The following is a 21,994-nucleotide window of genomic DNA, read 5'->3' as shown; positions in this document are numbered from 1 at the left end:
TGTCTATAATGGCCGCGTCAGCATTTTCGTTTCCCTGCCATGAACCAACCCATCTCGCTCCCGGGCGAAGCGAAGGTCATCCAGGCCCTCAAGGCCAGCTGCAGCGCGTGCAGCATGCACCAGCTGTGCCTGCCGATGGGCCTCGAGGATGCCGACATCAATCGCCTCGACCAGATCATCGGCCGCCGCCGCCGGCTCGCGCGCGACGAGCGCCTCTACGCCATGGGCGAGCCCTTCCGCAACCTGTACGCGGTGCGCTTCGGCCATTTCAAGACCTATCAGGTCAACGCCGCCGGCGAAGCCCAGATCACCGGTTTCCAGATGGCCGGCGAACTGCTGGGCATGGACGCCATCAGCGGCACCCACCACTGCGACGCCGTGGCCCTCGAGGACAGCGAGGTGTGCGAGATCCCGTTCTCGCGCCTGGAAGAGCTGTTCGGCCACGTGCCGGCCCTGCTGCGCCACTTCCACCGCATCATGAGCCAGGAGATCACGCGCGAACAGAACGTCATGCTGCTGCTCGGCAATATGCGGGCGGAGCAGCGTTTCGCCGTCTTCCTGGTCAACCTGTCGGCACGCTACGCGGCGCGCGGCTATTCGCCGCACAGCTTCCAGCTGCGCATGTCGCGCGAAGACATCGGCAACTACCTCGGGCTCACCATCGAAAGCATCAGCCGCCTGCTGTCGCGCTTCAAGAAACAGGGCTGGCTGCAGGTCGACAAGCGCGAAGTCACCCTGCTCGACCCGGCCAAGCTCAAGGCGCTGGCGGCTGGCACCGACGTCTGCAGCCCGATGGGCTAGCGACACCGCCATGGCTGCTCCGCTGCTCGACCTGCATCTGCGCAGCTATGGCGCCGCGCGCAGCTCGGACCGCCACGAGTTCGGCCAGCTGGTGCTCCCCGTGAGCGGCGAAGTCGCCCTGGAAATCGAAGGCCGCCAGGCCCGGCTCGATCCGCTGCGCGTGGCGGTGGTGGCGCCGGGCGCCTGGCACTCGCAGTGCAGCCCGGTGGCCAACCGGTCGCTGATCGTCGACCTGGGACCGGATACTTTCGCGCAAGGACCCTGGCAGCGCCTGCTCGAGCAACCCTTCGGCGCCATCGGTCCGGCAGCGCGCAAGCTGGTCGAATTCATGGGCATCATGGCCGCCACCGCTCCGCCCGCGCCTTCCGTGCTGGCCGGCTGGACCCCGCTGCTGCTCGACACCCTGGTGCTGGGAGCGCCCGCACCAAGCTCGCGCCTGGCCGCCCTGCTCGCCCGCATCGAGGCCGAACCCGGCCTGCCGTGGACCACCGAGGCCATGGCGCGCGCCTCCAGCCTGAGCGTCAGCCGCCTGCATGCGCTGTTTCGCGAAGAGCGCGACAGCACGCCCCACGACTGGCTGCTGGACTGCCGCCTGCGCCATGCCTGCGAATGGCTGCGTGCGACGGCGCGCCCGGTGGCCGAGATCGCGCTGGCAGCGGGCTTTTCCGAGCAGAGCGCGCTGACCCGTGCCATGCGCAGGGCGATGGACACCACGCCCGCGGCCTACCGGCGCGCGTATCGCGAGAATCTGTCAAACCAGCAGTAGCCAGGGTCAAGAGCGCCGCGGGCATCCGGCCGACAATCTCCCTTCCCAAGGAGATCGTCCATGCTTTCGCAGATTCACACCACATCCCACACCACGCAACTCGGCATCGGCGCCGGCATCACCGCGGGCGCCTTCTGGGGCCTGGTGTTCCTGGCCCCGGAACTGGTGCCGGGCTTCTCGGCCCTGCAGCTGTCGGCGGGCCGCTACCTCGCCTACGGCATCGTCGCCGCCATCCTGGTCGCCCGCGCCTGGCCGCGGCTCAGGCAGCGACTGACCCGGGCCGACTGGCGCGGCCTGGCCTGGCTCAGCCTGGCGGGCAACATCGTGTACTACCTGTTCCTGGCCCAGGCCGTCCAATTGGGTGGCGTGGCCATGACCTCGATCGTGATCGGGCTGCTGCCGATCACCGTGACCCTGGCGGGCTCGCGCGAGCACGGCGCGGTGTCCTTGCGGCGCCTGGCCCCCTCCCTGCTGCTGGGCGGGGCCGGCCTGGCCTGCATCAGCTGGGATTCCTTGTCTTCCCTGGAGGGCGGCTCGGGCATCGGCCTCCTGTCGGCGATCGGCGCGCTGCTGTCATGGACCTTCTATGCGGTCGTCAACCGGCGCTGGCTGGCGCGCCTCGAGGGCATTTCGGCCAACGAATGGAGCCTGCTGGTGGGGGTGATGACGGGCGCCCAGGCCCTGCTGCTGGCGCTGCCGGCCTTCCCGCCCGGCGGCGCCGCGCACACGGGCAGCGAATGGCTGCAGTTCCTCGGGGTGGTGACGGCGGTCGGGATCTTCTGTTCCGTGATCGGCAACGCCTTGTGGAACTACGCCAGCCGCGCCCTGCCGATGGCGCTGATGGGCCAGATGATCGTGTTCGAGACCGTGTTTGCCTCGCTCTACGGCTTCCTGTGGGAGGCGCGCTGGCCCAGCGGCCTGGAGGCGGCGGCGCTGGTGCTCCTGATGGCTGGCGTGGTGTCCTGCGCCGCCGCCCACCGCAATTGAGCGGTTCCAGGGAGCGCCAGGCGCTCCTTTCTTACACCTGGATCACCAGATCGGGCCGGAAGGCTTCCTGCTCGCCCTTGCTGAGATAGCCGAGCGGGTTGGCCACCACGCGGCAGGACCAGGGCCGGCCGGCGTCGACGCCGCTGACCACGTAGTCGTTGGCGCAGTGCAGGTGGCCGTGGATCCAGATGTCGGCCTGCGGGAACAGGCCGTCGAGCGCATTGCAGAAGCCCGCGGTCCCGGGCGTGAGGCCGTAGCGCGGGTCGGCGCTTTGCAGGCTGGGCGCGAAATGGGTCACCACCACCGTGCTTCCCTCGAAGGGCGCCGCCAGCGCCCCGCGCAGCCAGTCCTGGCAGTCCAGCGCCATCTCGCGGATGCCCTCGGCCAGCACCTTCTCGCCGTTTTTCAGGGTGGTGTTCTTCGACAGGTACCAGTTGGCGGCGCGGAAGGCCTTTTCGCGTTTCTGCAGCTGCTTGCTCAGCTCCTGCTCGCGCAACGCCAGCGCGTCGAAGTCGCTCCACAGGGTAGTGCCGATGAAGCGGATACTCCCGATGACGAGCGTTTCGCGGTCCAGCCATTCGATGCCGAGGCGCGCGCAGCTGGCGCGCAGGCGCGCGTAGGCTTCGTCGTAGTCGAGGCCATCGAATTCGTGGTTGCCGGGGATGTACAGGACGCGCGCGCCATTGGCGCCGGGGCGCAGCGGCGAGAAGCGTTCGAGCCCGAAATCCTCGTCGGTCAGGCGCGACCCGGCCTGGTAGGAGCCGATGTCGCCCGCCAGCACGACGACGTCGGTGTCGGCGTGGATCTGCGGATTGAAACCGGCGTAGCGTTCGAGGTGCAGGTCGGAGAAAATCTGGATGCGCATGGTCGGCGCAGTATAGCGGTTTCCACCGCAGGCTGCGCCGCCGCGTCAGAAGCTCACGCGCACGTGGGGCGCGCTTCGCTTCGCCTCGCCGTGGTAGACGGCTTCGATGTTGTTGCCGTCCGGGTCCAGCACGAAGGCGCCGTAGTAGCCCGGGTGGTAGGCGCGCTCGCCGGGGCGGCCGTTGTCCCTGCCGCCGGCGGCCAGGGCCGCGAAATAGAAGGCATTGACCATCTTGCGGTCGCGTGCCTGGAAGGCCAGGTGGTGGCGGCCGGTGAGCACGCCTTGCGCGGCCGCGCTGTCGCGGCTGGAGATGAAGAGTTCGTCGGCCCAGAAATAATCGTCACCCGCGCCGCCCAGCGGAATGCCCAGCACGTCGAACACGGCGCCGTAGAACCTGCGCGATGCGGGCAGGTCCCTGACCACGAGCTGGATGTGGTCGATGAGTCGGCCGCGGTAGATTTCTTGTGTTTCCATGCTGCGCTCCTGTGAAAGAAGGTCGTGAAAGACAGCGTGTGGGCGAGCAGTGTAGGAGCAAAAGCGCGCGTGGGCAAGCTTGTCAGCAGCGGTTAGCGCAAGGGCGGCAGGTCGCCGCGTGCGGTGCGTTCCAGCATGCGCAAGGTGTCGCGCTCGATCTGCGCGGCCGGGACGTGGCGCAGCACCTGGTCCGCGAAGGCAGGCAAGCCCGCCATGGCGGCTGGAACACGAAGGACTTCGCCGGCCTGCAGCTCGATCTTGAACCAGTGCCCAAGATTGCCGAAGCGGACCGCGCGGACCTCGCTCCAGCGGAAGAAGAGGCGCCGACCCGTCGGACGTCCGAAATCCATGCCCTCGTCCGACACGACGTGACGGGCAAACCGATAGTCGGCCACCAGGTAAGCGGGCAACAGCATCATGCCAACAAGGCATGCGGTGGCTAGCGCGTTCACCCCCTCGATCGGCAGGACATGCGCCGCCACCAGGAGTGCGGCAAAGCTCAGCATGCCCGCCACGCCGACAATGAGCATGACCTTGGTGTGGCGCACGCAGTTGCTGGCAACGCCATGCGCCCGCTGCCGGCTGCGCGCGAGCCAACGCGTGAAGAGCGTCATCGACACTACCCAGAACAACAAGTATGCGAGCGCACGCGTCCAATCGGGCATTACGGTGCTCCTTCCTTCGGTGCGGCGATCGCGCCGCGGTACAGGGCGTCCGTGATGCGCTCCTGGAAGCGCGCCTCGGACGAGAAGCGTCCGGGGTGGCGGTCGGGGTCGTCGCCCACGCCGCTGCCCACGTAGATCATGCCGTTCTTCGTTGTCGGATCGAACACGAACAAGGCGTTCAGGCCCCAGGACCAGCCCAGGTGGCCGACGCCGGTGAAGCCGCCGCCTTCCACCAGGCGATCGCCGCTGGCCCGGCCGTCCCTGACAACGCTGACATCGAGGAAGTGCTGGTTGCCCAGGCCCCAGGCGTGGTACAGCCCACGGAAGTTGTCGCTGTCGCCGTTGCCGCTGCCCGGCCGCAGGGTCCACTGGCGCGACAACATGAGCGCCACCGTTTCCGGCTTCAGTATCTGCCGGCCCTGATGGTCCCCCCCGTTCATCAGCATCAGCATGAGCTGCGCCAACTCGCCGGCCGAGATGCGCAGGCTGCCCTGCGGGCCGAACAGGGTGCCGTTGGTGCCCACGACGTAGTGCTCCAGCCCCGGCGGCGCGACTGGCGGGTTGACGTGGAAATCGTCGGACTGCGCGATCCACGGGCCTTGCGGGTCCCAGCGTTCGTCGCCGTCCTTCTCGCGGCGCCGGTACAGCGTCGCCGCATCCTCGATCCTGGCTGGCGCGAAGTCGGCCAGGTAGAAGCCGGCCTTCAGACCCATCGGATCGAACACCAGGCGCCGCATCAGGCGGTCGAAGCGTTCGCCACCGGCACGCTCCATGATGGTGGCGATGATGCCGGAGTTGAAATTGACGTATTCGAAGTAGCGCCCCGGCGCATGGGTGCTGGACCACATGGCGCCCTTGCCGTGCAGGCGTCCGCCCGGCAGCAAGACCTCCTTTAGGTCAACCGAAGGGTCGAACTTGAAGCCGCCCTCGTCGCGCAGCGAGGAGGTGTGCGTGAGCAGCATGCGCAGGGTGATCGGCTGGTCCGGGAAGTGCGGGTTGCGCAGCCGGTAGCCGAGCCAGGCGCTGACGTCCTGGTCCAGCGCCAGCCTGCCCTGCTCGACCAGCTTCATGGCGCCCAGCGCGGTCACCAGCTTGGACACCGAGGCGATGCGGAACATCGTGTCGGCGTCCATCGGCTGCGCCGGCAGGGCAGCGCCGGCCAGGCGCTTGTAGCCGAACTGGCGGCTGTAGACGATCTCGCCGCCACGGACCGCCACCACCGCCAGGCCGGGGAGCGGGATGGCGGGGTCGTCGACGATGGCCGCTAGCTGCCGCGTCAGGGCCTCGGCCTGGGGTGCGGACAGGGGCGCGGCTGCGCTCGCACAGGACAGCGCCGACAGAGCAAGCATGGCCAGCGTCGACTTCACGGCCCGGTCACGCCTTCTTCTGCTTGGCGATCCAGCCATCCACCAGCTCGCCCAGCACGTCGAGCGGCACCGAGCCCGCGCCCAGCACCAGGTCGTGGAAGCCCGGGAGCGAGAACTTGTCGCCCAGTTCCTTCTTCGCCTTCTCGCGCAGCTCGATGATGCGCAGCATGCCGATCATGTAGGCATTCGCCTGGCCCGGCCAGACGACGTAGCGCTCGACTTCCTGGGCGCCGATGCCGTAGTCGATCGCCTGCTGGCGGGTCCAGCCCTTCGAATGCAGGCCGGTGTCGACCACCAGGCGGCGCGCGCGGAACAGTTCCGAACCGAGCGCCCCCAGCAGGCCGGGCACGTCGCCTTCGTACCAGCCCTGCTCCACCGCCAGGCGCTCGGTGTACAGCGCCCAGCCCTCGGCGTGGGCGCTGCCGCCGCTGAAGATGCGCTGGCTGCGGAATTTCGGGATGCCGGTCAGTTCCTGCTGGATCGCCAGCTGGAAGTGGTGGCCCGGCACCGCCTCGTGGTAGGCCAAGCTGCGCATGCGGATCATGTCGAAGCTGGGCCCGCGCAGCGGCACCCAGAAGATGCCCGGACGGGTGCCGTCCGGCGCCGGCAGCGTGTAGTGGGCGGCGGCCGAGGGTTCGGTCAGCGGCGGCACGCGGCGCACCTCGACCGGCGCGCGCGGCTTCAGGTTGAACAGCGGTGCGCTGCGGCGCTCGGCGTCCTTCACCATCTCGCCGTAGCTGGCGATGATGCTTGGCCTCGGGTCGCCTTCTCCCTTCGGCTGGAAGCGCGCATCGAGCTGCTTCATGCGGGTTTCGATGTTGCCTTCAAGGAGGCCGAGCGAGCGCAAGTGGCGATCCATCTCGCCTTCGATGCGCGCCACTTCGCGCAGGCCGATCTCGTGGATCTCGTTCGGGCTCAGCTTGGTGCTGGTGAAGTTCTCGACCGCGCGCGCATAGGCCGCGGCGCCGTTCGGCAGGCGCGAGATGCCGGCCACGTCGCCGGTGCGCGGGTGGATCTCGGCCATGAATTCCTGCACCCGCTTGTAGGCCGGGCGGATGCGCTCGTCCACGATGCGGGCGGCGCGCGCCAGCGCGGCGTTGCGCACGTCCGGGTTCAGGCCTTCGATCTTTTCGGTGCGCTGGGCCAGCGAGGTCACCAGGACGTTCTCGTTCGCCGCCGGCTTGAGGAAGCTGTCGACCTGGAATTGCGCGCGCTCGAGGATGAAGCGCGGCGGGATCAGGGACTTGGCGGCGGCCTCGCGGGCGCGCGCCAGCGCTTCGTCCATGCGGGTGCCGACCTGCTCCAGGCGCGCCAGGTAGCTGTCGAGGTCCTGCGGGTTGCGCAGCGGATGGGTGGTGTTCATGAAGTTGACCAGGCCGACCTGCACCCCGCTGAACTGCGAGAACACGAAGGCATGGTCCTCGTAAGGCTCGTTGGCGATCACGTTCTGCAGCGACCAGCGCATGACCGCGGCCGAGATGCGCTGGTTTTCGTCGAGCGGGCCGGCCATCCACTTGTCCAGGCGCGCCAGGCCGGTCCTGGCCAGCGCCTGCATCTTCTGGCGATGGGCTTTCGTCATCGGCGTCAGCTCGCGGTCCAGCTTCGCCTGCGCGGCGCCGCTGAAGTACTGGGTGGACGTGGCCATCTGCGGGTTCAGGCGCACCCAGTCTTCGGCAAACTTGTCGGCCCAGGTATCGAAGGCCTTGTTCGGCTTGGCGCTGGCTGCCTTGGCCGCGGGCGCGGCCAGCGCGGCGCTCGGCAGGCTTGCCGCCGCGATGGCGGCGGGGATGAACAGGGCGGCGATGGCGGCGCGCAGGCTGCGCTGGCGGAGGGATGGCATCTTGGTCTCGTATCCTTGGTCGTTGTAATGTCGGTCGACGGCGCCGGGCGCCGTGCTTGCCGCGGAGGAATCTAACATGGAAAAGGTCAAAGAAACAACGCGCCCGTGGTATGTACCGACAGGCCGTCCATACGCTGCTAGACTGGGCCGGAACCATCCACGAGGACCCGACATGCGCATGCTCCGACGCCCGATAGCCTCCCTTGCCTTCCTTGCCCTCCTGCTGGCGGGGATCGATGGCCGCGCCGCCGAACCCACCTACCCGACCACCATGGCCGAATTGCCGGACGCGGTGCGCGAACTGCTGCTGCGCCGCGAGGATGGCATGGCCGACGTCGGCGGGCCGTTCAGCGAGGCTTGCGTGCGCAAGCCCGGCACCTTCCATGCGCGGCTGGTCTGGGCCGAAGTGCGGCCGGATACGGTGCTGGTACGCTACGAGCGCGGCGGACTCGCCGGACCGCGTCCCTACCAGGTGGAGTTCACCAGGATCGGGGACAGCTGGAGCGAAGTGGTCCAGCATACCCGCCTTACCTGGCCGGGCCGGCCACGCGCCTTCGGCCCCGCACATTAAGTTCGTTTATTGAACTATTATTGCCCTTGCCTTCGGGCATGCGCTCACTGCCATTGTTGCGGTGAAATAATAATTCATAATCGAGACAAAAATGAAATTTTCTTTCATGGCGCCGGCACTGTTGTGCGCTTCCCTGCTGGCTGCCGCGCCAGCCCAGGCCGAACAGTTCAACGTCCTCGTGTTCACCAAGACCGCCGGCTGGCACCATGACGCCGTGCACGCGGGCGTCACCGCCATCGAGGAACTGGGCAAGCTGCACGACTTCAAGGTCTTCTGGACTGCCGACGCGGGCCGCGTGATGAACGACGCCGAACTGTCCAAGTACCAGGCCGTCGTCTTCCTCTTGACCACCGGCGACGTGCTCGACGACAAGCAGCAGGCCGCCTTCGAGCGCTACATCCGCAAGGGCGGCGGCTTCGTGGGCGTGCACAGCGCCTCGGATACCGAATACGGCTGGCCGTGGTACACGAGGATGGTCGGCCACATGTTCCACGTGCACCCGGCGGTGCAGACCGCAGTGCTGCAGGTCCGCGACCGCAACTTCCCCGGCATGGAGCGCTTCGCGCCGCGCACCCTGTTCACCGAGGAATGGTATGAATTCGGTCCGCCGACTTCCGGCAAGCTGAATTACCTCCTGAGCGTCGACGAGTCCACCTACAAACCCGAGACCGGCAAGAGCAAGGGCATGGGCGCCTTCCACCCGATCAGCTGGTACCAGGCCTACGATGGCGGGCGCGCCTTCTACACGGCGTTGGGCCACATGCAGGCCACCTACCGCGACCCGGTGTTCCTGCACCACCTGTATGGCGGCATCTACTGGGCGGCGACGGGGCGCGGTTTCAAGGCCGAGTAGGATGTCGTTGTAGCGCAAGCGGCTGCGGGTGGCGCGTTGCCTTGCTGCCGCATGTCAAGGGCGCTGCTGTGCTGAGCAACTATGCCGTTTCCACATGGAAATTAAATGGAGGCAGGCATGGACACAACGGCAGACAGCATCCCCATCAGCGATAAGCAGGCAATCGCGTTATGGAACCCGAGCGCCGCCGCACTGTGGAGCCTGGTCTTCACACCGGCCTTCGGCGCCTGGCTCCACATGCGCAACTGGGAGCGGCTCGGACAGCCGGACAAGGCCAGGCAGGCGCGCTGGTGGTTCGCCGGCATGCTCCTGATTGCCATCGCCAGTTACGCCGCCGGCGCTGCAGGCGCCCTGCTTGGGCGCGAAGATCTCTCCGTGCCCTGGTGGGCCTCGCTGGCATTGTTCGGCGCCTGGGGGGCGGGGTCGGCTTACCAGCAGATCAAGCATGTCGACGACCACCACGGCGAAAGCTATGCGCGCCGCTCCTGGGCTGCGCCAATCCTGATCGGCGTGGCGGGGATCTGCGCCATTCCGTTTGCGGCCGGTGTCGTGACCGCCTTCCGGGTCGCGGCCGCGTAATCGGCCGCGGGCACGAGCGCGCTGGTCGGCGAGCTTACTGCCGCGCGGCGGCCAGCGCGCCGCCCTCCGCGAGCCGGCGCCGCAGCAGGTCCTCGGCCACCCCGAGCGCCTTGTCCGGCGCCGCGGCAATATCCGGAATCACGCCCGCGCCCTCCCAGTTGGACCCGGTGATCGGGTTGATGGCGCGCCTGTTGGGAATGAAGGCAAAGAAATGCTTGCCGATGCGGAAGGCGCGCGACGGGTGGGCGCCGCCCCAGGTCGGCGCGCCGATCACCGTGGCGCGCTTGAGCGCCTGCATCGTGTAGACGAACTCTTCGCCGGCCGACTTGGTGTCGGGGTCGACCAGGATCAGGACCGGCTTCTTGCTGCCATAGCGCTTTCCATCGAGCTTGTCGACGCTCCAGTGCTGCTGGCTGGTGCCGGTGCTGCGATCCCAGATGTCGTTGAGGCGGGTACGCTGGTCCACGAAATAGCTGATGAGTAAGGCCACGCCTTCCGGATTGCCGCCGCGGTGCCCGCGCAGGTCCATGATCAGGCCATCGGTGCCGGCAAGTTCATCCATGGCAGCGGCGAACCTGCGGCCCGAGATGAAGGGTGGAGGGAAACCGGAGATCTTCAGGTAGCCGATGTTGCCGTCCAGGTGCTCGACCTTGTCGACCGGGTTCGCCATGACGTAGGTGATCTGGCGCATCACGAAGTTGTTGCGCCGCTCCCAGTCCGCCTGCGTCTCCGGCCGCGGCCCGCCCTTGCTGTCGGGAGGTAGCGGGTCGGCGCTGAACCCGACCATCATGTGGCGGTCAGGGGCGATGCGCTGGACGTCGTCGGTGAGCTGCTGCGCCAGCTGTTCGGCGTCCGTCACCCGATCGTAGATGCCCTCCTGCTGGCGCTGGCGCAGGAAGGCCTCGACCTGCTTCGCCTTGTCGGGCAAGACATAGTGCCTGTTGTATTGGGTGATCAGCCCATCGATTGCCTCGCGGCTGGTGCCGCGATCGATCGCGACCTTAGGCTGCGGCACGTACATCTGCCACAAGTGCGCCCAGACAGGCATGGTAACAGCGATGCCGGCAAGGGCCAGCACCAGCAAAGGCGCAATCACGATCCATTTCTTCTTCATTGTCTTCCTTTGTGTGGCACACGCCATGTATGCGCGGCGGTTAGGACGGAAACAATTACTTCAGTTTTGAAGCAGAGAAACGAATTGAGAATAGCACAGCAATTGCTAGCTCATAGCAAGTTTTTATGCCGGTCGAGCGCGCGGCATGAAGCTGTCGTGGACCAGGCGCCCCACTTCAGGGCTTGGCGCCGCTCCCCGCCTCCACATCCGCCGTGATCGCCAGGACCGGCTCGCGCTGCCAGCTCCAGCTGCGCGCCAGGCGCCAGTCGCGCGCGCTCCCCTCCACCACGACTTGCCAGTGGGTCGCCTCCAGTCCCGGCGCCTGCGCCGCGAAGCGGCCGCGGGCGTCCGGCAGGGCTTCCAGGACGCGGTCGCGTTCCGGCTGGGTCGGATGCGCGAGGCGGATGTGGAAGGGTGCGCGCACCGGCTCGCCATGGCTGAGCAGGGTGCCGGTCACGCGCCCGGCCGCGGCATCGTAGCCGGCCTCGAAGCGCAGCCCGAGGCGGCTGGCGGCGCGGTCGCGCTTCAGTTCCTGGTTGATGGCCTTGCCCTGCTTGTAGTAGTCGCCGACCACCATCGCGTCCGGACGGCTCAGCGCCAGCGAGAGCATGACGAAGCCGCCAACCAGCACCAGCACGGGGCCGATCATCAGGAACCAGGGCCAGCGGTGCCGGTACCAGGGGGCGGCCGGCTGAAGGCTCATATTCGTTCGCATCTTGTTTGCTCCTTTTTACTTGGGCACGATGAATGCCGCTTCTTCCGTCACCTGCAGCGCGGCGCCGTCTGTCGATGCCAGCGTGAAGGCGATCCGGTTCGACCCGGGCCGGCCATCTCCACCGGCGATGCGCACCCGCACCGGCACGGCGCGCGTGGTGGCCGCATCGATCTCGACCACGTCCTCGTCCACCACTTTCGCCGAGGCGATGCCGTCCACCGTGATGCGCAGGCGCTGCGCCTGTTCCAGCGTGTTCATCACCTGCAGCCGGTACACGTTCTCGATCATCCCGTCGTCGACCTCGCGGCCCATCGAGCCGCGGTCGCGGATCACGTCCAGCTTGAGCGGGTTGCGCAGCGCCAGCGAGGCGACCATGGCGCTGCCGAGGATCGCCAGCACCGCGGCATAGATCATCACGCGCGGACGCAATACACGCCGCCGCACCTGGCGCGGCGAGAGTTTCGCCGCCAGCGCGTTCTCGGTCGCATAGCGGATCAGGCCGCGCGGGCGCGCCACCTTGTCCATCACGCCGTTGCAGGCGTCCACGCAGGCGGCGCAGCCGATGCATTCGTACTGCAGGCCCTTGCGGATGTCGATCCCGGTCGGGCACACCTGCACGCACATGCTGCAGTCGATGCAGTCGCCGCCATTCGGGGTACCGGCGCGCACATGGACCGCGCCACGCGGCTCGCCGCGGGCGGCGTCGTAGGTGACGATCAGGGTGTCCTTGTCGAACATCGCGCTCTGGAAGCGCGCATACGGGCACATGTACTTGCACACCTGCTCGCGCAGCCAGCCCGCGTTGCCGTAGGTGGCGAGCCCATAGAACAGTACCCAGAAGCTTTCCCAGGGTCCCAGCCCGAAGGTCGCGATGTCGAAGCTCAGCTCGCGCACCGGGGTGAAATAGCCGACAAAGCTAAAGCCGGTCCACAGCGCCACCAGGCCCCAGGCCGCGTGCTTGCCGCCCTTGCGCGCGATCTTTTCCAGCGTCCAGGGCTGGCGGTCGAGGCGGATGCGGCTGCTGCGCGCGCCTTCGAACTTGCGCTCGATCCACAGGAAGATCTCGGTGTAGACCGTCTGCGGGCAGGCGAAGCCGCACCACACCCGGCCCGCCACCGCCGTCACCAGGAACAGCCCGTAGGCGCACAGGATCAGCAGCGCGGCCAGGTAGATGAAGTCCTGCGGCCACAGCACCAGTCCGAAGAGATAGAACTTGCGGCTGGCCAGGTCGAACAGCACCGCCTGGCGGCCGTGCATCTCGAACCACGGCAGGCCGTAGAACAGCAGCTGGGTGAGCCAGACGCAGGCCCAGCGCAGCGAGGCATAGCGGCCCTTGATCTCGCGCGGGTAGATCTCTTCGCGCGCCGCGTACAGGCGGACCACCGCTTCCTGGGGGGCATTCATTTTGCTTGCGCCGTCACGATGGGTTTCAGTTCCGCCCCGTTCGACAGGCTCCATACGTAGGCCGCCAGCACGTGCACCTTCTCTTCGCCGAGGAACTCGCCGAAGGCCGGCATGGTGTTGGTGCGGCCCTTGCGGATGGTTTCCATCACGGTTTCCGGGCTGCCGCCGTACAGCCAGGTCTTGTCCGCCAGGTTGGGCGCCCCCATGGCCGGATTGCCCTCGCCTTTCACGCCGTGGCAGGCCACGCAGGCGGCGAACTTCGGCTTGCCGAAGGCGACCTTGATCGGGTCGGCGGGCAGGCCGGACAGGTCGCGCACATAATGGGCCACGCTCTCGATGTCCTTGTCCGAACCGAGCGCCGCGCCCATCGGCGGCATGACGCCGACCCGGCCCTGCATGATGCTCTGCTTGATGGTCGAGGGCTCGCCGCCGTGCAGCCAGTCGCGGTCGGCCAGGTTGGGGAAACCCTTGCTGCCGCGCGCATCCGACCCGTGGCACTGCGCGCAATAGGTCAGGAACAGGCGCTCGCCGATGGCATGGGCCTGCGGGTCGGCGGCGACCAGCTTCAGGTCCTGGTTGGCGTACTTGGCGAACAGCGGGCCGAACTCAAGCTTGGCCTGTTTCAGCTCGGCCTTGTACTCGCCGGTGGTCGTCCATCCCAGCTTGCCGGCATAGCTGCCCAGGCCCGGATACAGCGCCAGGTAGGCAAAGCCGAACACGATGGTGAGCCAGAACAGCACGATCCACCAGCGCGGCATCGGCGTGTTCAGTTCGGTCAGGTCCTCGTCCCAGACGTGGCCGGTGGTCTTCTCGGGCGTGCCGTCGGCGCCCAGCTTGACGCGGTAGCTCGACTGCGACCACAGCAGGATGCCGCAGCCGAGGATCGACAGCACCGTGATGACGGCCACGTACCAGTGCCAGAACTCGTTGAAGAAATCAGCCACGCTCGTTCTCCCCTGCCTCGTCCGCGAAGGGCAGCGCGGCCGCCTTGTCGAAATCGCTGCCCTTGCGCAGCACGTAAGTCCAAGCGACGATGCCCAGGAAGGTCACGAAGCTCACGACCGTCATCACGCTGCTCGCATCATCGAAAATCTGTTGAAGTGCCATGATTAATTCCTCGTCTTGATCTGGGTGCCCAGGCCCTGCAGGTAGGCGATCAGCGCGTCCTGCTCGGTCTTGCCGCTCACCTCGCTTGGCGCGGCCGCGATCTCGGCTTCGCTGTAAGGCACGCCGAGGCGGCGCATGGCGCGCATCTTCGGGATGATCTCGCTCGGGTCCAGCTTGGCCTTGGCGAGCCACGGATAGCCCGGCATGTTCGATTCCGGCACCACGTCGCGCGGGTTGTCGAGGTGGGTGCGGTGCCATTCGTCGCTGTAGCGGCCGCCAACGCGGGCCAGGTCGGGACCGGTGCGCTTCGAGCCCCACTGGAACGGGTGGTCGTAGACGAATTCGCCCGCCACCGAATAGTGGCCGTAGCGCTCGGTCTCGGCGCGGAACGGCCGGATCATCTGCGAGTGGCAGTTGTAGCAGCCTTCGCGGATGTAGACGTCGCGCCCCGCCAGGCGCAGCGGCGAGTAGGGTTTCAAGCCCGCCACCGGCTCGGTGGTGGACTTCTGGAAGAACAGCGGCACGATCTCGACCAGGCCGCCGAAGGAGATCACGAGCAGCACCAGGCCGATCAGGAGCCAGGGGTTCTTCTCGATCCATTCATGCGTAAATTTCTTCTTCATTGTGTGCTCCGGTGGTTCAGGCGTGCGCCGCTTCGGGCTGCACGTGGTTCGGATGCGGCTTGGCCGGCCCAAGCGGGATCAGGGCATCCACGCTCTTCGTGCCGCTCAGCGTCTTCCAGGTATTGAACGCCATGATCGCCATGCCCGACAGGTACAGGAAGCCGCCGGTGAAACGGATCACGTAGTAGGGATAGGTGGCCTTGACGCTTTCGGCGAAGGTATAGGTCAGGGTGCCGTCCGGGTTCACCGCGCGCCACATCAGGCCCTGCATCACGCCGGCGATCCACATCGAGGCGATGTAGAGGACGATGCCGATGGTGGCGACCCAAAAATGGGTATCGACAAGCGTCAGGCTCCACATCTGCTTTTTCCCAGCCAGGCGCGGGATCAGGTAGTAGATCGAACCCATGGTGATGAAGCCGACCCAGCCCAGGGCGCCGGCATGGACGTGGGCGACGGTCCAGTCGGTGTAGTGAGACAGCGAGTTGATGGTCTTGATCGACATCATCGGGCCCTCGAAGGTGGCCATGCCGTAGAAGGACAGCGAGACGATCAGGAACTTGAGGATCGGGTCCGAGCGCAGCTTGTGCCAGGCGCCCGACAGGGTCATGATCCCGTTGATCATGCCGCCCCAGGAGGGCGCCAGCAGGATCAGCGAGAACACCATGCCGATCGACTGGGTCCAGTCCGGCAGCGCGGTGTAGTGCAGGTGGTGCGGGCCGGCCCACATGTAGGTGAAGATCAGGGCCCAGAAGTGGACGATCGACAGGCGGTACGAATACACCGGGCGCTCGGCCTGCTTCGGGATGAAGTAATAGACCATGCCGAGGTAGCCGGCGGTCAGGATGAAGCCCACCGCGTTATGGCCGTACCACCACTGGATCATCGCGTCCTGCACGCCGGCATACGCGGAATACGACTTCATCGCCGACACCGGCATCACCGCGCCGTTCACCACGTGCAGGATGGCGACCGCCAGGATGTAGGCGCCGAAGAACCAGTTGGCCACGTAGATGTGCTGGACGCGGCGCTTGATGATGGTGCCGAAGAAGACCACGGCGTAGGCCACCCAGACCACGGTGATCAGGATCGCGATCGGCCATTCGAGCTCGGCGTATTCCTTGCCGCGGGTGAAGCCCATCGGCAGCGAGATCGCGGCCGACACCAGCACTGCCTGCCAGCCCCAGAAGGTGAAGCTGGCCAGCTTGTCCGAGAACAGCCGCACCTGGCAGGTGCGCTGCACCACGTAGTAGGAAGTGGCGAACAGGCCGCAGATGCCGAAGGCGAAGATCACCGCATTGGTGTGCAGCGGGCGCAGGCGTCCGTAGCTCAGCCAGGGGATGTCGAAATTCAGCGCGGGCCAGGCCAGCTGCGCCGCGATGAAGACGCCGGCGGCCATGCCGATCACGCCCCACACGACGGTCGCGATGGCAAACTGGCGCACGATCTTGTAGTTATAGTTTAGACTGGTGTCCAAGATGCTCTCCTGAAAATACCTTGATGGATGACAATCAGGAGTGTCGTTTTTCGCAGTGCAAAAATCCTTGATGTGAATCAAATTGTTCAGCATCAGATGAGCTATGCAACAGCATCTTGCGGCCGAGTGCGCGAGGCGTGTTGACTGAAAAATCCAAGGCTGCGATTTGAGATCAATCAAGGATCTCGACGGACACTCGGAAAGGAAGGAACCGCGCCATGCCGCCTCTATCGCAATCCGTATCGGAAGAACTCAGCAAGCGCCTGCACCAGGCGCGCCAGGACCTGCTCGACACCGTGCGCTCGCGCACCGGCCCGCAAGATGACGAAGCACCATCCATCGGTCCCCTCGCCCACCAGGGCCAGAGCGACGATGCGCCGCAATCGGAAATGATCAGCCACAACGAGCAGCACCTGGCCGACCACGAATCGAGCCTGCTGCACGAGATCGACGTCGCCATCGGCAAGCTCGAATCGGGCGGCGCCGGCATCTGCGAATCCTGCGGGCGCGACATCCCGGACGCGCGCCTGCTGGCCACGCCCACGGTGCGGCTGTGCATCGCATGCCAGGAACAGCTCGAGAAAGACCAGCATACCGGGCGCGGACCGTCGATGTAGGCCGGTGCTCAGGCCGGCCGATCGTCGTCCACCAGGATCCGCATCCCCGGCCCTTCGAGGTCCTCGAACTGCCCGCTGTCCGCCGCCCCGAAGAAGATCCATACCGCCAGCGCGACCAGGATCACGCTCAGGGGTATCAACAAATACAGTGCTTCCATGTCAGTCCTTGCGTAGCCGCAGCGCGTTCAGCACCACGATCGCCGAGCTGGCCGCCATGCCGATGCCGGACAGCCAGGGGTTGAGCAAGCCGGTCGCCGCCGCCGGGATCGCGGCCAGGTTGTAGACCGAGGCCCAGATCAGGTTCTGGCGGATCACCGCCAGCGTGCGGCGCGCGGTCACGGCGGCGTCGGCCAGCGGCAGCAGGCTGTCGCCCAGCAGCACGCCGTCGGCATGCACCTGGGCCAGCTCGGCGCCGCGCCCCATGGCGAAGGAGACGTCGGCGCCGCGCAGCACGGCCGCATCGTTGCTGCCGTCGCCCACCATCGCCACCACCGCCCCATCGGCCTGCAGCTCGCGCACGAAGGCAAGCTTCTCGGCCGGCAGGCGGCCGCCGAAGGCACTGGCGATGCCGAGCTGGCGCGCCACCGCGCTTGTAGCAGCCTGGTCGTCGCCGCTGAGCAGGATCACGGTCTTGCCGCCGCGCTGGAAGCGCCGCACCACCTCCCGTGCCTCCTCGCGCAGTGCGTCGGACAGGTCGAAGCGCGCCAGCCACTGACCTTCGCAGGCCAGCCAGGCGGTGCTGGTGCCGGCCGGCGCCGCTGAACCTACCATGCCGCCGGCCAGCTCCTGGACGTAGTCCGCGGTGCCGATGCGGTAAACGACGCCGTCGATGCTGCCTTCGATGCCGCGCCCGATGTCGGCGCGCAGGCCGCGCGCGCTCAAGCCGTGGCCCGGCATCGCGGCGCGGATCGCCATGCCGATCGGATGGGAGTTATCGGCCTGCAGCGCGGCGCCGATGCGCAGGCACAAGTCGCTATCGAGCGCACCGACCGGCTGCACCTGGCGCAGCACCGGGCGGCCCAGGGTCAGGGTGCCGGTCTTGTCGAACACCACGTGGGTGGCGCGCTCGAAGGTTTCCAGCGTATGCGGGGCGACGGCCAGCACGCCGCGGCGCAGCAGACGGTCGGTGGCCGCCGCCAGCGCGGTCGGGGTGGCCAGCGACAGCGCGCATGGGCAGGACACCACCAGCACCGCCACTGCCGCATGCCAGGCGCGCTCGGGGTCGACCGTGCTCCAGACCAGGTAGACCGCCGCGCTCAAGCCCAGCAGGGCCAGCACGAACCAGGCCGCGACGCGGTCGGCCCACAGCGCGATCGCCGGCTTGCCCTGGCCGGCACGCTCGACCAGCTTCACCAGCATCGCCAGCGTGCTGTCGCTGGCGGCCGCGGTGATGCGCACCACGATGGCCTGGCCGGCATTGACGGCGCCGCCCGGCAGCACATCGCCCGGTCCCATGCGGCGGGTCCGGCTTTCGCCGGTCAGCAGCGAGAAATCCAGCTCGGTCGTGCCCTCGTGGATGACGCCATCCGCCGGCACCGCCCGCCCCGGCGGCACCAGCACCAGTTCGCCCACCGCCAGGCTCGAGGCCGGCACCAGCTCGGTATCGCGCGCGGCCGGATCGCCGCGCAGGCGCAGGCCCGAGGCCGGCACTCCGCCGCGCAGGGTGTCGAGCGCCTGGGTGGCGCGCCGGCGCGCGCCCAGCTCCAGGTAGCGGCTGCCCAGCAGCAGGAACACGAACATCGTGATCGAGTCGAAATAGACCTCGCCCTTGCCGGACGCGAGGGTGACGCAGCTGCCGGCGAAGGCGGCCGCGATGCCCAGCGCCACCGGCACGTCCATGCCGGGCACGCCGCGCCGGAGGTCGCGCCAGGCGCCGGCGTAGAAAGGCAGGGCCGAATAGAACACGGCCGGCAAGGTCAGCGCGAAGGAAGCCCAGGCCATCAGCGCGCGCATGTCGGCGTCCATGCTGCCGTCTTCGGCCAGGTAGACCGGCACCGCATACATCATCACCTGCATCATCGACAGGCCGGCCACGAACAGCTGGCGGAACAGGGTGCGGCGTGTGCGCTCGATCCGTTCGGCGTGGCGCTGGGCGTCGTAGGGCGCGGCGAAGTAGCCGATGGCGCGCAACGCGCGCACGATCGCGCTGGGGCGGCACAGGGCCGGATCCCAGCGCACGAACACGCGCCCGGTGGCGACGTTCAGCGCCACTTCCTGGACGCCGGCCAGCTGCCCCAGGCGGCGCTCGACCAGCCAGACGCAGGCGCCGCAGCGCACCCCTTCGATCGAGAAGCTGCCCTCGCCGTCCAATCCTTGCTGGTCGAACAGCGCCAGCTCGGGTTCGTCCGCCCTGGCGGCGTTCGATGCCGCGTACTCGGTGCGCACGCTGTAGTAATCGGCGAAGCCGCCGGCGACGATCGCCTCGGCCGCGGCGGCGCAACCGGGGCAGCACATGCTGCGCAGTGCGCCGTCGACCCGGGCCTGCCAGCGGCTGCCTTCCGGAACCGGGGAGCCGCAGTGAAAGCAGCCGGCGGCGGCGTCGCCGAGGCCGGCGCTGCGCATGGCGTCGTTGGCGGCGGCTGCCGCCGCGCCCTCCACCGCCTCCACCGGCGGCGCGACCTGTGCCAGCACCGCACTCATGCTTCAGCTCCCGGCGCCACGCACAGGACGTCGATCCAGTGCGCCCACATCCCGTGGGCCGCGGCGCCGGGCACGGACATCCCGCCGGCGGCGCGCCACAGCCCGAGCAGGCCGAAGCCGAGGATCAGGAGGCCGCAGGCCAGGCGCACCTGGCGCAGCTGGAACAGGGTGCGCAGGCGCACCCCGGCCATGCCGATCGCCGCCAGCATCGGCAGCGTGCCGAGCCCGAAGGCCAGCATCACGCTGGCGCCGCCCAGCGCGGAGCCGCTCAGCATGGCCGTCACCAGCATGCTGTAGACCATCCCGCAAGGCAGCCAGCCCCACAGCGCGCCGGCCGCGAACATGCGTCCCGGCGTGGCGCCCGGACCGAGCTGGCGCAGCAGCGGGGAAATGCGGCGCCACAGCGCCTGTCCGCTACGCTCCAGCAGCGCCAGGCCGCGCCAGGCATCCATCAGGTACAGCCCCAGCGCCACCAGCATCAGGTTGGCCAGCACGTAGGCCCCAAGCTGCAACGCCGGCAGCCCGGCAAGCCTGGCGGCGCCGCCCGCCAGGCCGCCGGCCAGGGCGCCGGCAGTGGCATAGCTGGCGATGCGGCCGGCGTTGTAGGCGCCGACGTGGGCGGCCGCCGGCGCCAGGCGCTGGACGGCCACTGTGCGCACCGGCACGGGGAATGCGGGCCGCGGCGCGGCCGACAGTGCGCCCACGATGCCGCCGCACATGCCGGCGCAGTGGACGCTGCCGGCCAGGCCGACCAGGAATACCGGGAACAGGCTGACGTTCATATGGTCTGCGAATGGCGCGCGCCCTCGCTGCGGGCGCTGAGGTAGCGGTCGAACACCATGCACACGTTGCGGATCAGGAGGCGTCCCTTCATGGTCACGGTCAGCCATTCCGGGCCGACGCTCACCAGGCCGTCCTCTTCCATCTGGCGCAGGCGCGCCAGCTCGGGCGCGAAGTAGTCGCGGAACACGATCGGAAAGGCCTGCTCCAGCGCCGGGATCGACACCTCGAACTGGCACATCAGCTTCTGGATCAGGCTGCGGCGCAGCGCGTCGTCCATGCCGAGCCGGATGCCGCGCGCCACCGGCAGCTCGTTCTGGTCGAGCAGGTCGTAGTAGTCCTCGAGGGTCTTGACGTTCTGGCTGTAGGTGGCGCCCACCGCGCCGATGGCCGAGACGCCGCAGGCCACCAGGTCGGTGTCGGCATGGGTCGAGTAACCCTGGAAGTTGCGGTGCAGGCGGCCCTGGCGCTGGGCCACGGCGAGGTCGTCGTCCGGCTTGGCGAAATGGTCCATGCCGATGTAGACGTAGCCGGCCGCGCCCAGGCGTTCGATGCACAGCTGGAGCATCGCGAGCTTGGTGTCGCTGGACGGCATGTCGGCTTCCACGATGCGGCGCTGCGGCTTGAACAGGTGCGGCATGTGGGCGTAGTGGTAGACGGCGATGCGGTCCGGGCTGGCCGCCACCACCTTGTCGAGGGTCTGGCGCATCGTCTCCAGGGTCTGCTTCGGCAGTCCGTAGATCAGGTCGATGCTCACCGAGCGGAAGCCGGCGGCGCGCGCGGCGTCGATCACCGCGCGCGTCTCGCTCTCGGGCTGGACGCGGTTGACGGCGCGCTGCACCTCGGGGTCGAAGTCCTGCACGCCCAGGCTGATGCGGTTGAAGCCCTGGCGCCGCAAGGCATGCACCCGCTCGGCGGAGACGGTGCGCGGATCGACCTCGATCGAATATTCACCTACCTCGTCGGGCGCGAAGCGGAAGTTGCGGCGCAGGTGGGCCATCAAGTCGTCCATCTGGGCGTCGGAAAGATAGGTCGGGGTGCCGCCGCCGAAATGCAGCTGCTCGACCTCGTTCATGCCGCCGAACAGCGCGCCCTGCATGGCGATCTCGCGCTTCAGGTAGGAGAGATAGGTCGCGGCCTTCTCGCGCTTTTTGGTGACGATCTTGTTGCAGGCGCAGTAGTAGCAGACCGTGTCGCAGAACGGAATGTGCAGGTAGAGCGAGAGCGGGCGGGCGCCGCCGCGGGTGCGCAGGCCGGCCACGGCATGCAGGTAGTCGCGGTAGCCGAATTCCTCGCCGAAGCGGTCGGCGGTCGGATAGGAGGTATAGCGCGGGCCGTTCTTGCCGAGGCGCTTGAGCAGGTCGAGGTCGACGTCGACGCTGGAAGTTGCGGCGGTCTGGGTTGCCGGGTGGGCAAGGATGGGAACCACGGGCTTGCCCACGGCCGGTAACACTGTTGCATGCATGTCAATCAACTCCTGCTGCTGCCGGTTTGCGGAACTGCAAAACGGCTCGAATAACAGGCAGTTTATTGATCAGCGTCTTGGAAATCCTTGACTTGCATCAAATACGGACGAGTCTGCCGAAGCAGATGGTGCGTAGGGTGGGCGGCTCCATGTCACAGGGTGATGAGCGCTGCCATTCGCGCCGCCCACGCGGCGATAGTTCGCAGCGAGATCATCCGGCGCTATGACGGAGCCGATAACAATCACCGCGTGGGCGGCGCACGCGGCGCCTCTTCTCTGCCTGC

The 21,994-nt window shown here is 67.7% G+C and carries 23 protein-coding genes; 7 read left to right on the top strand and 16 right to left on the bottom strand.

Annotated elements, in window-relative coordinates:
* The first annotated feature begins 39 nt into the window (after positions 1 to 39).
* From fnr to ACK6C6_RS07670, 3 genes are read left to right on the top strand one after another with little or no spacing between them, the layout of a single operon-like run.
* Positions 40 to 801, top strand: a complete 762-nt coding sequence (gene fnr / locus ACK6C6_RS07680) for a fumarate/nitrate reduction transcriptional regulator Fnr (protein WP_027863600.1) — start codon at positions 40 to 42, stop codon at positions 799 to 801.
* 10 nt (positions 802 to 811) lie between these two features.
* Positions 812 to 1,567, top strand: a complete 756-nt coding sequence (locus ACK6C6_RS07675) for an AraC family transcriptional regulator (protein WP_409266695.1) — start codon at positions 812 to 814, stop codon at positions 1,565 to 1,567.
* 60 nt (positions 1,568 to 1,627) lie between these two features.
* Positions 1,628 to 2,554, top strand: a complete 927-nt coding sequence (locus tag ACK6C6_RS07670) for a DMT family transporter (protein WP_409266694.1) — start codon at positions 1,628 to 1,630, stop codon at positions 2,552 to 2,554.
* A gap of 31 nt (positions 2,555 to 2,585) precedes the next feature.
* Here the strand turns inward: ACK6C6_RS07670 and ACK6C6_RS07665 are convergent, their stop codons facing one another.
* The 5 genes from ACK6C6_RS07665 to ACK6C6_RS07645 all read right to left on the bottom strand — a co-directional run bounded on the left by ACK6C6_RS07665 (position 2,586) and on the right by ACK6C6_RS07645 (position 7,765).
* Complete coding sequence (locus ACK6C6_RS07665) at positions 2,586 to 3,419, bottom strand: metallophosphoesterase (RefSeq protein ID WP_409266693.1); 834 nt, start codon at positions 3,417 to 3,419, stop codon at positions 2,586 to 2,588.
* A gap of 45 nt (positions 3,420 to 3,464) precedes the next feature.
* The gene (locus ACK6C6_RS07660; protein WP_409266692.1) at positions 3,465 to 3,893 is read right to left on the bottom strand and encodes a VOC family protein; all 429 of its coding nucleotides are present in this window, start codon (positions 3,891 to 3,893) and stop codon (positions 3,465 to 3,467) included.
* A 92-nt stretch (positions 3,894 to 3,985) separates the two neighbouring features.
* The gene (locus ACK6C6_RS07655; protein ID WP_409266691.1) at positions 3,986 to 4,558 is read right to left on the bottom strand and encodes a PH domain-containing protein; all 573 of its coding nucleotides are present in this window, start codon (positions 4,556 to 4,558) and stop codon (positions 3,986 to 3,988) included.
* Entirely contained in the window at positions 4,558 to 5,907 is a 1,350-nt protein-coding gene (locus ACK6C6_RS07650) for a serine hydrolase domain-containing protein (RefSeq protein WP_409266690.1), read from the bottom strand. Before ACK6C6_RS07650 ends, ACK6C6_RS07655 begins: the two co-directional genes overlap by 1 nt.
* Positions 5,908 to 5,932: 25 nt before the next feature.
* On the bottom strand, positions 5,933 to 7,765 hold the full coding sequence (locus tag ACK6C6_RS07645) for a DUF885 domain-containing protein (protein ID WP_409266689.1): 1,833 nt from the start codon (positions 7,763 to 7,765) through the stop codon (positions 5,933 to 5,935).
* Positions 7,766 to 7,937: 172 nt separating this feature from the next.
* On the opposite strand from ACK6C6_RS07645, the gene ACK6C6_RS07640 reads away from it, so the two are divergent.
* From ACK6C6_RS07640 to ACK6C6_RS07630, 3 genes are all read left to right on the top strand, one after another.
* Entirely contained in the window at positions 7,938 to 8,336 is a 399-nt protein-coding gene (locus tag ACK6C6_RS07640; RefSeq protein WP_409266688.1) for a hypothetical protein, read from the top strand.
* Between the two features lie 91 nt (positions 8,337 to 8,427).
* Positions 8,428 to 9,189, top strand: a complete 762-nt coding sequence (locus ACK6C6_RS07635) for a ThuA domain-containing protein (protein ID WP_409266687.1) — start codon at positions 8,428 to 8,430, stop codon at positions 9,187 to 9,189.
* A 117-nt stretch (positions 9,190 to 9,306) separates the two neighbouring features.
* On the top strand, positions 9,307 to 9,768 hold the full coding sequence (locus tag ACK6C6_RS07630; protein WP_409266686.1) for a hypothetical protein: 462 nt from the start codon (positions 9,307 to 9,309) through the stop codon (positions 9,766 to 9,768).
* A 34-nt stretch (positions 9,769 to 9,802) separates the two neighbouring features.
* Here the strand turns inward: ACK6C6_RS07630 and ACK6C6_RS07625 are convergent, their stop codons facing one another.
* The 7 genes from ACK6C6_RS07625 to ccoN form a co-directional block, all read right to left on the bottom strand.
* Positions 9,803 to 10,882, bottom strand: coding sequence for a S41 family peptidase (locus ACK6C6_RS07625; protein ID WP_409266685.1), 1,080 nt, complete (start codon positions 10,880 to 10,882; stop codon positions 9,803 to 9,805).
* 175 nt (positions 10,883 to 11,057) lie between these two features.
* Positions 11,058 to 11,585: a FixH family protein gene (locus tag ACK6C6_RS07620; protein WP_409266684.1), complete on the bottom strand. Its 528-nt coding sequence runs from the start codon at positions 11,583 to 11,585 to the stop codon at positions 11,058 to 11,060.
* Positions 11,586 to 11,612: 27 nt separating this feature from the next.
* Entirely contained in the window at positions 11,613 to 13,001 is a 1,389-nt protein-coding gene (gene ccoG, locus ACK6C6_RS07615; protein WP_409266683.1) for a cytochrome c oxidase accessory protein CcoG, read from the bottom strand.
* Complete coding sequence (gene ccoP, locus ACK6C6_RS07610) at positions 12,998 to 13,945, bottom strand: cytochrome-c oxidase, cbb3-type subunit III (RefSeq protein WP_209586194.1); 948 nt, start codon at positions 13,943 to 13,945, stop codon at positions 12,998 to 13,000. The genes ccoG and ccoP overlap by 4 nt, the downstream gene beginning before the upstream one ends.
* Positions 13,938 to 14,108, bottom strand: a complete 171-nt coding sequence (locus ACK6C6_RS07605) for a cbb3-type cytochrome oxidase subunit 3 (protein WP_409266681.1) — start codon at positions 14,106 to 14,108, stop codon at positions 13,938 to 13,940. Before ACK6C6_RS07605 ends, ccoP begins: the two co-directional genes overlap by 8 nt.
* A 2-nt stretch (positions 14,109 to 14,110) precedes the next feature.
* A complete protein-coding gene (gene ccoO / locus ACK6C6_RS07600) occupies positions 14,111 to 14,731 on the bottom strand; it encodes a cytochrome-c oxidase, cbb3-type subunit II (RefSeq protein ID WP_409266679.1) in 621 nt (206 codons plus the stop codon).
* A gap of 16 nt (positions 14,732 to 14,747) precedes the next feature.
* A complete protein-coding gene (gene ccoN, locus ACK6C6_RS07595; protein WP_409266677.1) occupies positions 14,748 to 16,208 on the bottom strand; it encodes a cytochrome-c oxidase, cbb3-type subunit I in 1,461 nt (486 codons plus the stop codon).
* Positions 16,209 to 16,426: 218 nt separating this feature from the next.
* Here ccoN and ACK6C6_RS07590 point away from each other — a divergent pair, with 218 nt between their 5' ends.
* A complete protein-coding gene (locus ACK6C6_RS07590) occupies positions 16,427 to 16,825 on the top strand; it encodes a TraR/DksA family transcriptional regulator (RefSeq protein ID WP_409266676.1) in 399 nt (132 codons plus the stop codon).
* Between the two features lie 8 nt (positions 16,826 to 16,833).
* On the opposite strand, the gene ccoS is transcribed toward ACK6C6_RS07590, so the two are convergent.
* Genes ccoS through hemN form a run of 4 tightly spaced genes read right to left on the bottom strand, consistent with a single transcriptional unit; the run spans position 16,834 to position 21,710 of the window.
* The gene (ccoS, locus tag ACK6C6_RS07585; protein WP_027863618.1) at positions 16,834 to 16,983 is read right to left on the bottom strand and encodes a cbb3-type cytochrome oxidase assembly protein CcoS; all 150 of its coding nucleotides are present in this window, start codon (positions 16,981 to 16,983) and stop codon (positions 16,834 to 16,836) included.
* A 1-nt stretch (position 16,984) separates the two neighbouring features.
* A complete protein-coding gene (locus ACK6C6_RS07580) occupies positions 16,985 to 19,465 on the bottom strand; it encodes a heavy metal translocating P-type ATPase (RefSeq protein ID WP_409266674.1) in 2,481 nt (826 codons plus the stop codon).
* Positions 19,462 to 20,247 (bottom strand): sulfite exporter TauE/SafE family protein, encoded by a 786-nt coding sequence (locus tag ACK6C6_RS07575; protein WP_409266673.1) that lies wholly within the window; start codon positions 20,245 to 20,247, stop codon positions 19,462 to 19,464. Before ACK6C6_RS07575 ends, ACK6C6_RS07580 begins: the two co-directional genes overlap by 4 nt.
* Entirely contained in the window at positions 20,244 to 21,710 is a 1,467-nt protein-coding gene (gene hemN, locus ACK6C6_RS07570) for an oxygen-independent coproporphyrinogen III oxidase (protein WP_409266672.1), read from the bottom strand. Before hemN ends, ACK6C6_RS07575 begins: the two co-directional genes overlap by 4 nt.
* Between the last annotated feature and the right edge of the window lie 284 nt (positions 21,711 to 21,994).

The organism is Massilia sp. BHUDP2 (assembly GCF_046236355.1).
Classification (GTDB): Bacteria; Pseudomonadota; Gammaproteobacteria; order Burkholderiales; family Burkholderiaceae_D; genus Telluria; species Telluria varians.
This window is presented reverse-complemented; position numbering and strand designations above follow the sequence as displayed.

Bases quoted from the DNA above. Each gene is read 5' to 3' on its own strand.
- ccoS (WP_027863618.1), bottom strand. From the start codon at position 16,983: ATGGAAGCACTGTATTTGTTGATACCCCTGAGCGTGATCCTGGTCGCG.
- ACK6C6_RS07590 (WP_409266676.1), top strand. From the start codon at position 16,427: ATGCCGCCTCTATCGCAATCCGTATCGGAAGAACTCAGCAAGCGCCTG.
- ACK6C6_RS07655 (WP_409266691.1), bottom strand. From the start codon at position 4,558: ATGCCCGATTGGACGCGTGCGCTCGCATACTTGTTGTTCTGGGTAGTG.
- ACK6C6_RS07605 (WP_409266681.1), bottom strand. From the start codon at position 14,108: ATGGCACTTCAACAGATTTTCGATGATGCGAGCAGCGTGATGACGGTC.
- fnr (WP_027863600.1), top strand. From the start codon at position 40: ATGAACCAACCCATCTCGCTCCCGGGCGAAGCGAAGGTCATCCAGGCC.
- ACK6C6_RS07630 (WP_409266686.1), top strand. From the start codon at position 9,307: ATGGACACAACGGCAGACAGCATCCCCATCAGCGATAAGCAGGCAATC.
- ACK6C6_RS07645 (WP_409266689.1), bottom strand. From the start codon at position 7,765: ATGCCATCCCTCCGCCAGCGCAGCCTGCGCGCCGCCATCGCCGCCCTG.
- ACK6C6_RS07675 (WP_409266695.1), top strand. From the start codon at position 812: ATGGCTGCTCCGCTGCTCGACCTGCATCTGCGCAGCTATGGCGCCGCG.
- ACK6C6_RS07640 (WP_409266688.1), top strand. From the start codon at position 7,938: ATGCGCATGCTCCGACGCCCGATAGCCTCCCTTGCCTTCCTTGCCCTC.
- ccoG (WP_409266683.1), bottom strand. From the start codon at position 13,001: ATGAATGCCCCCCAGGAAGCGGTGGTCCGCCTGTACGCGGCGCGCGAA.
- ACK6C6_RS07575 (WP_409266673.1), bottom strand. From the start codon at position 20,247: ATGAACGTCAGCCTGTTCCCGGTATTCCTGGTCGGCCTGGCCGGCAGC.
- ccoO (WP_409266679.1), bottom strand. From the start codon at position 14,731: ATGAAGAAGAAATTTACGCATGAATGGATCGAGAAGAACCCCTGGCTC.
- ACK6C6_RS07625 (WP_409266685.1), bottom strand. From the start codon at position 10,882: ATGAAGAAGAAATGGATCGTGATTGCGCCTTTGCTGGTGCTGGCCCTT.
- ACK6C6_RS07580 (WP_409266674.1), bottom strand. From the start codon at position 19,465: ATGAGTGCGGTGCTGGCACAGGTCGCGCCGCCGGTGGAGGCGGTGGAG.
- ACK6C6_RS07670 (WP_409266694.1), top strand. From the start codon at position 1,628: ATGCTTTCGCAGATTCACACCACATCCCACACCACGCAACTCGGCATC.
- ACK6C6_RS07665 (WP_409266693.1), bottom strand. From the start codon at position 3,419: ATGCGCATCCAGATTTTCTCCGACCTGCACCTCGAACGCTACGCCGGT.
- ACK6C6_RS07635 (WP_409266687.1), top strand. From the start codon at position 8,428: ATGAAATTTTCTTTCATGGCGCCGGCACTGTTGTGCGCTTCCCTGCTG.
- hemN (WP_409266672.1), bottom strand. From the start codon at position 21,710: ATGCATGCAACAGTGTTACCGGCCGTGGGCAAGCCCGTGGTTCCCATC.
- ACK6C6_RS07650 (WP_409266690.1), bottom strand. From the start codon at position 5,907: ATGCTTGCTCTGTCGGCGCTGTCCTGTGCGAGCGCAGCCGCGCCCCTG.
- ACK6C6_RS07620 (WP_409266684.1), bottom strand. From the start codon at position 11,585: ATGAGCCTTCAGCCGGCCGCCCCCTGGTACCGGCACCGCTGGCCCTGG.
- ACK6C6_RS07660 (WP_409266692.1), bottom strand. From the start codon at position 3,893: ATGGAAACACAAGAAATCTACCGCGGCCGACTCATCGACCACATCCAG.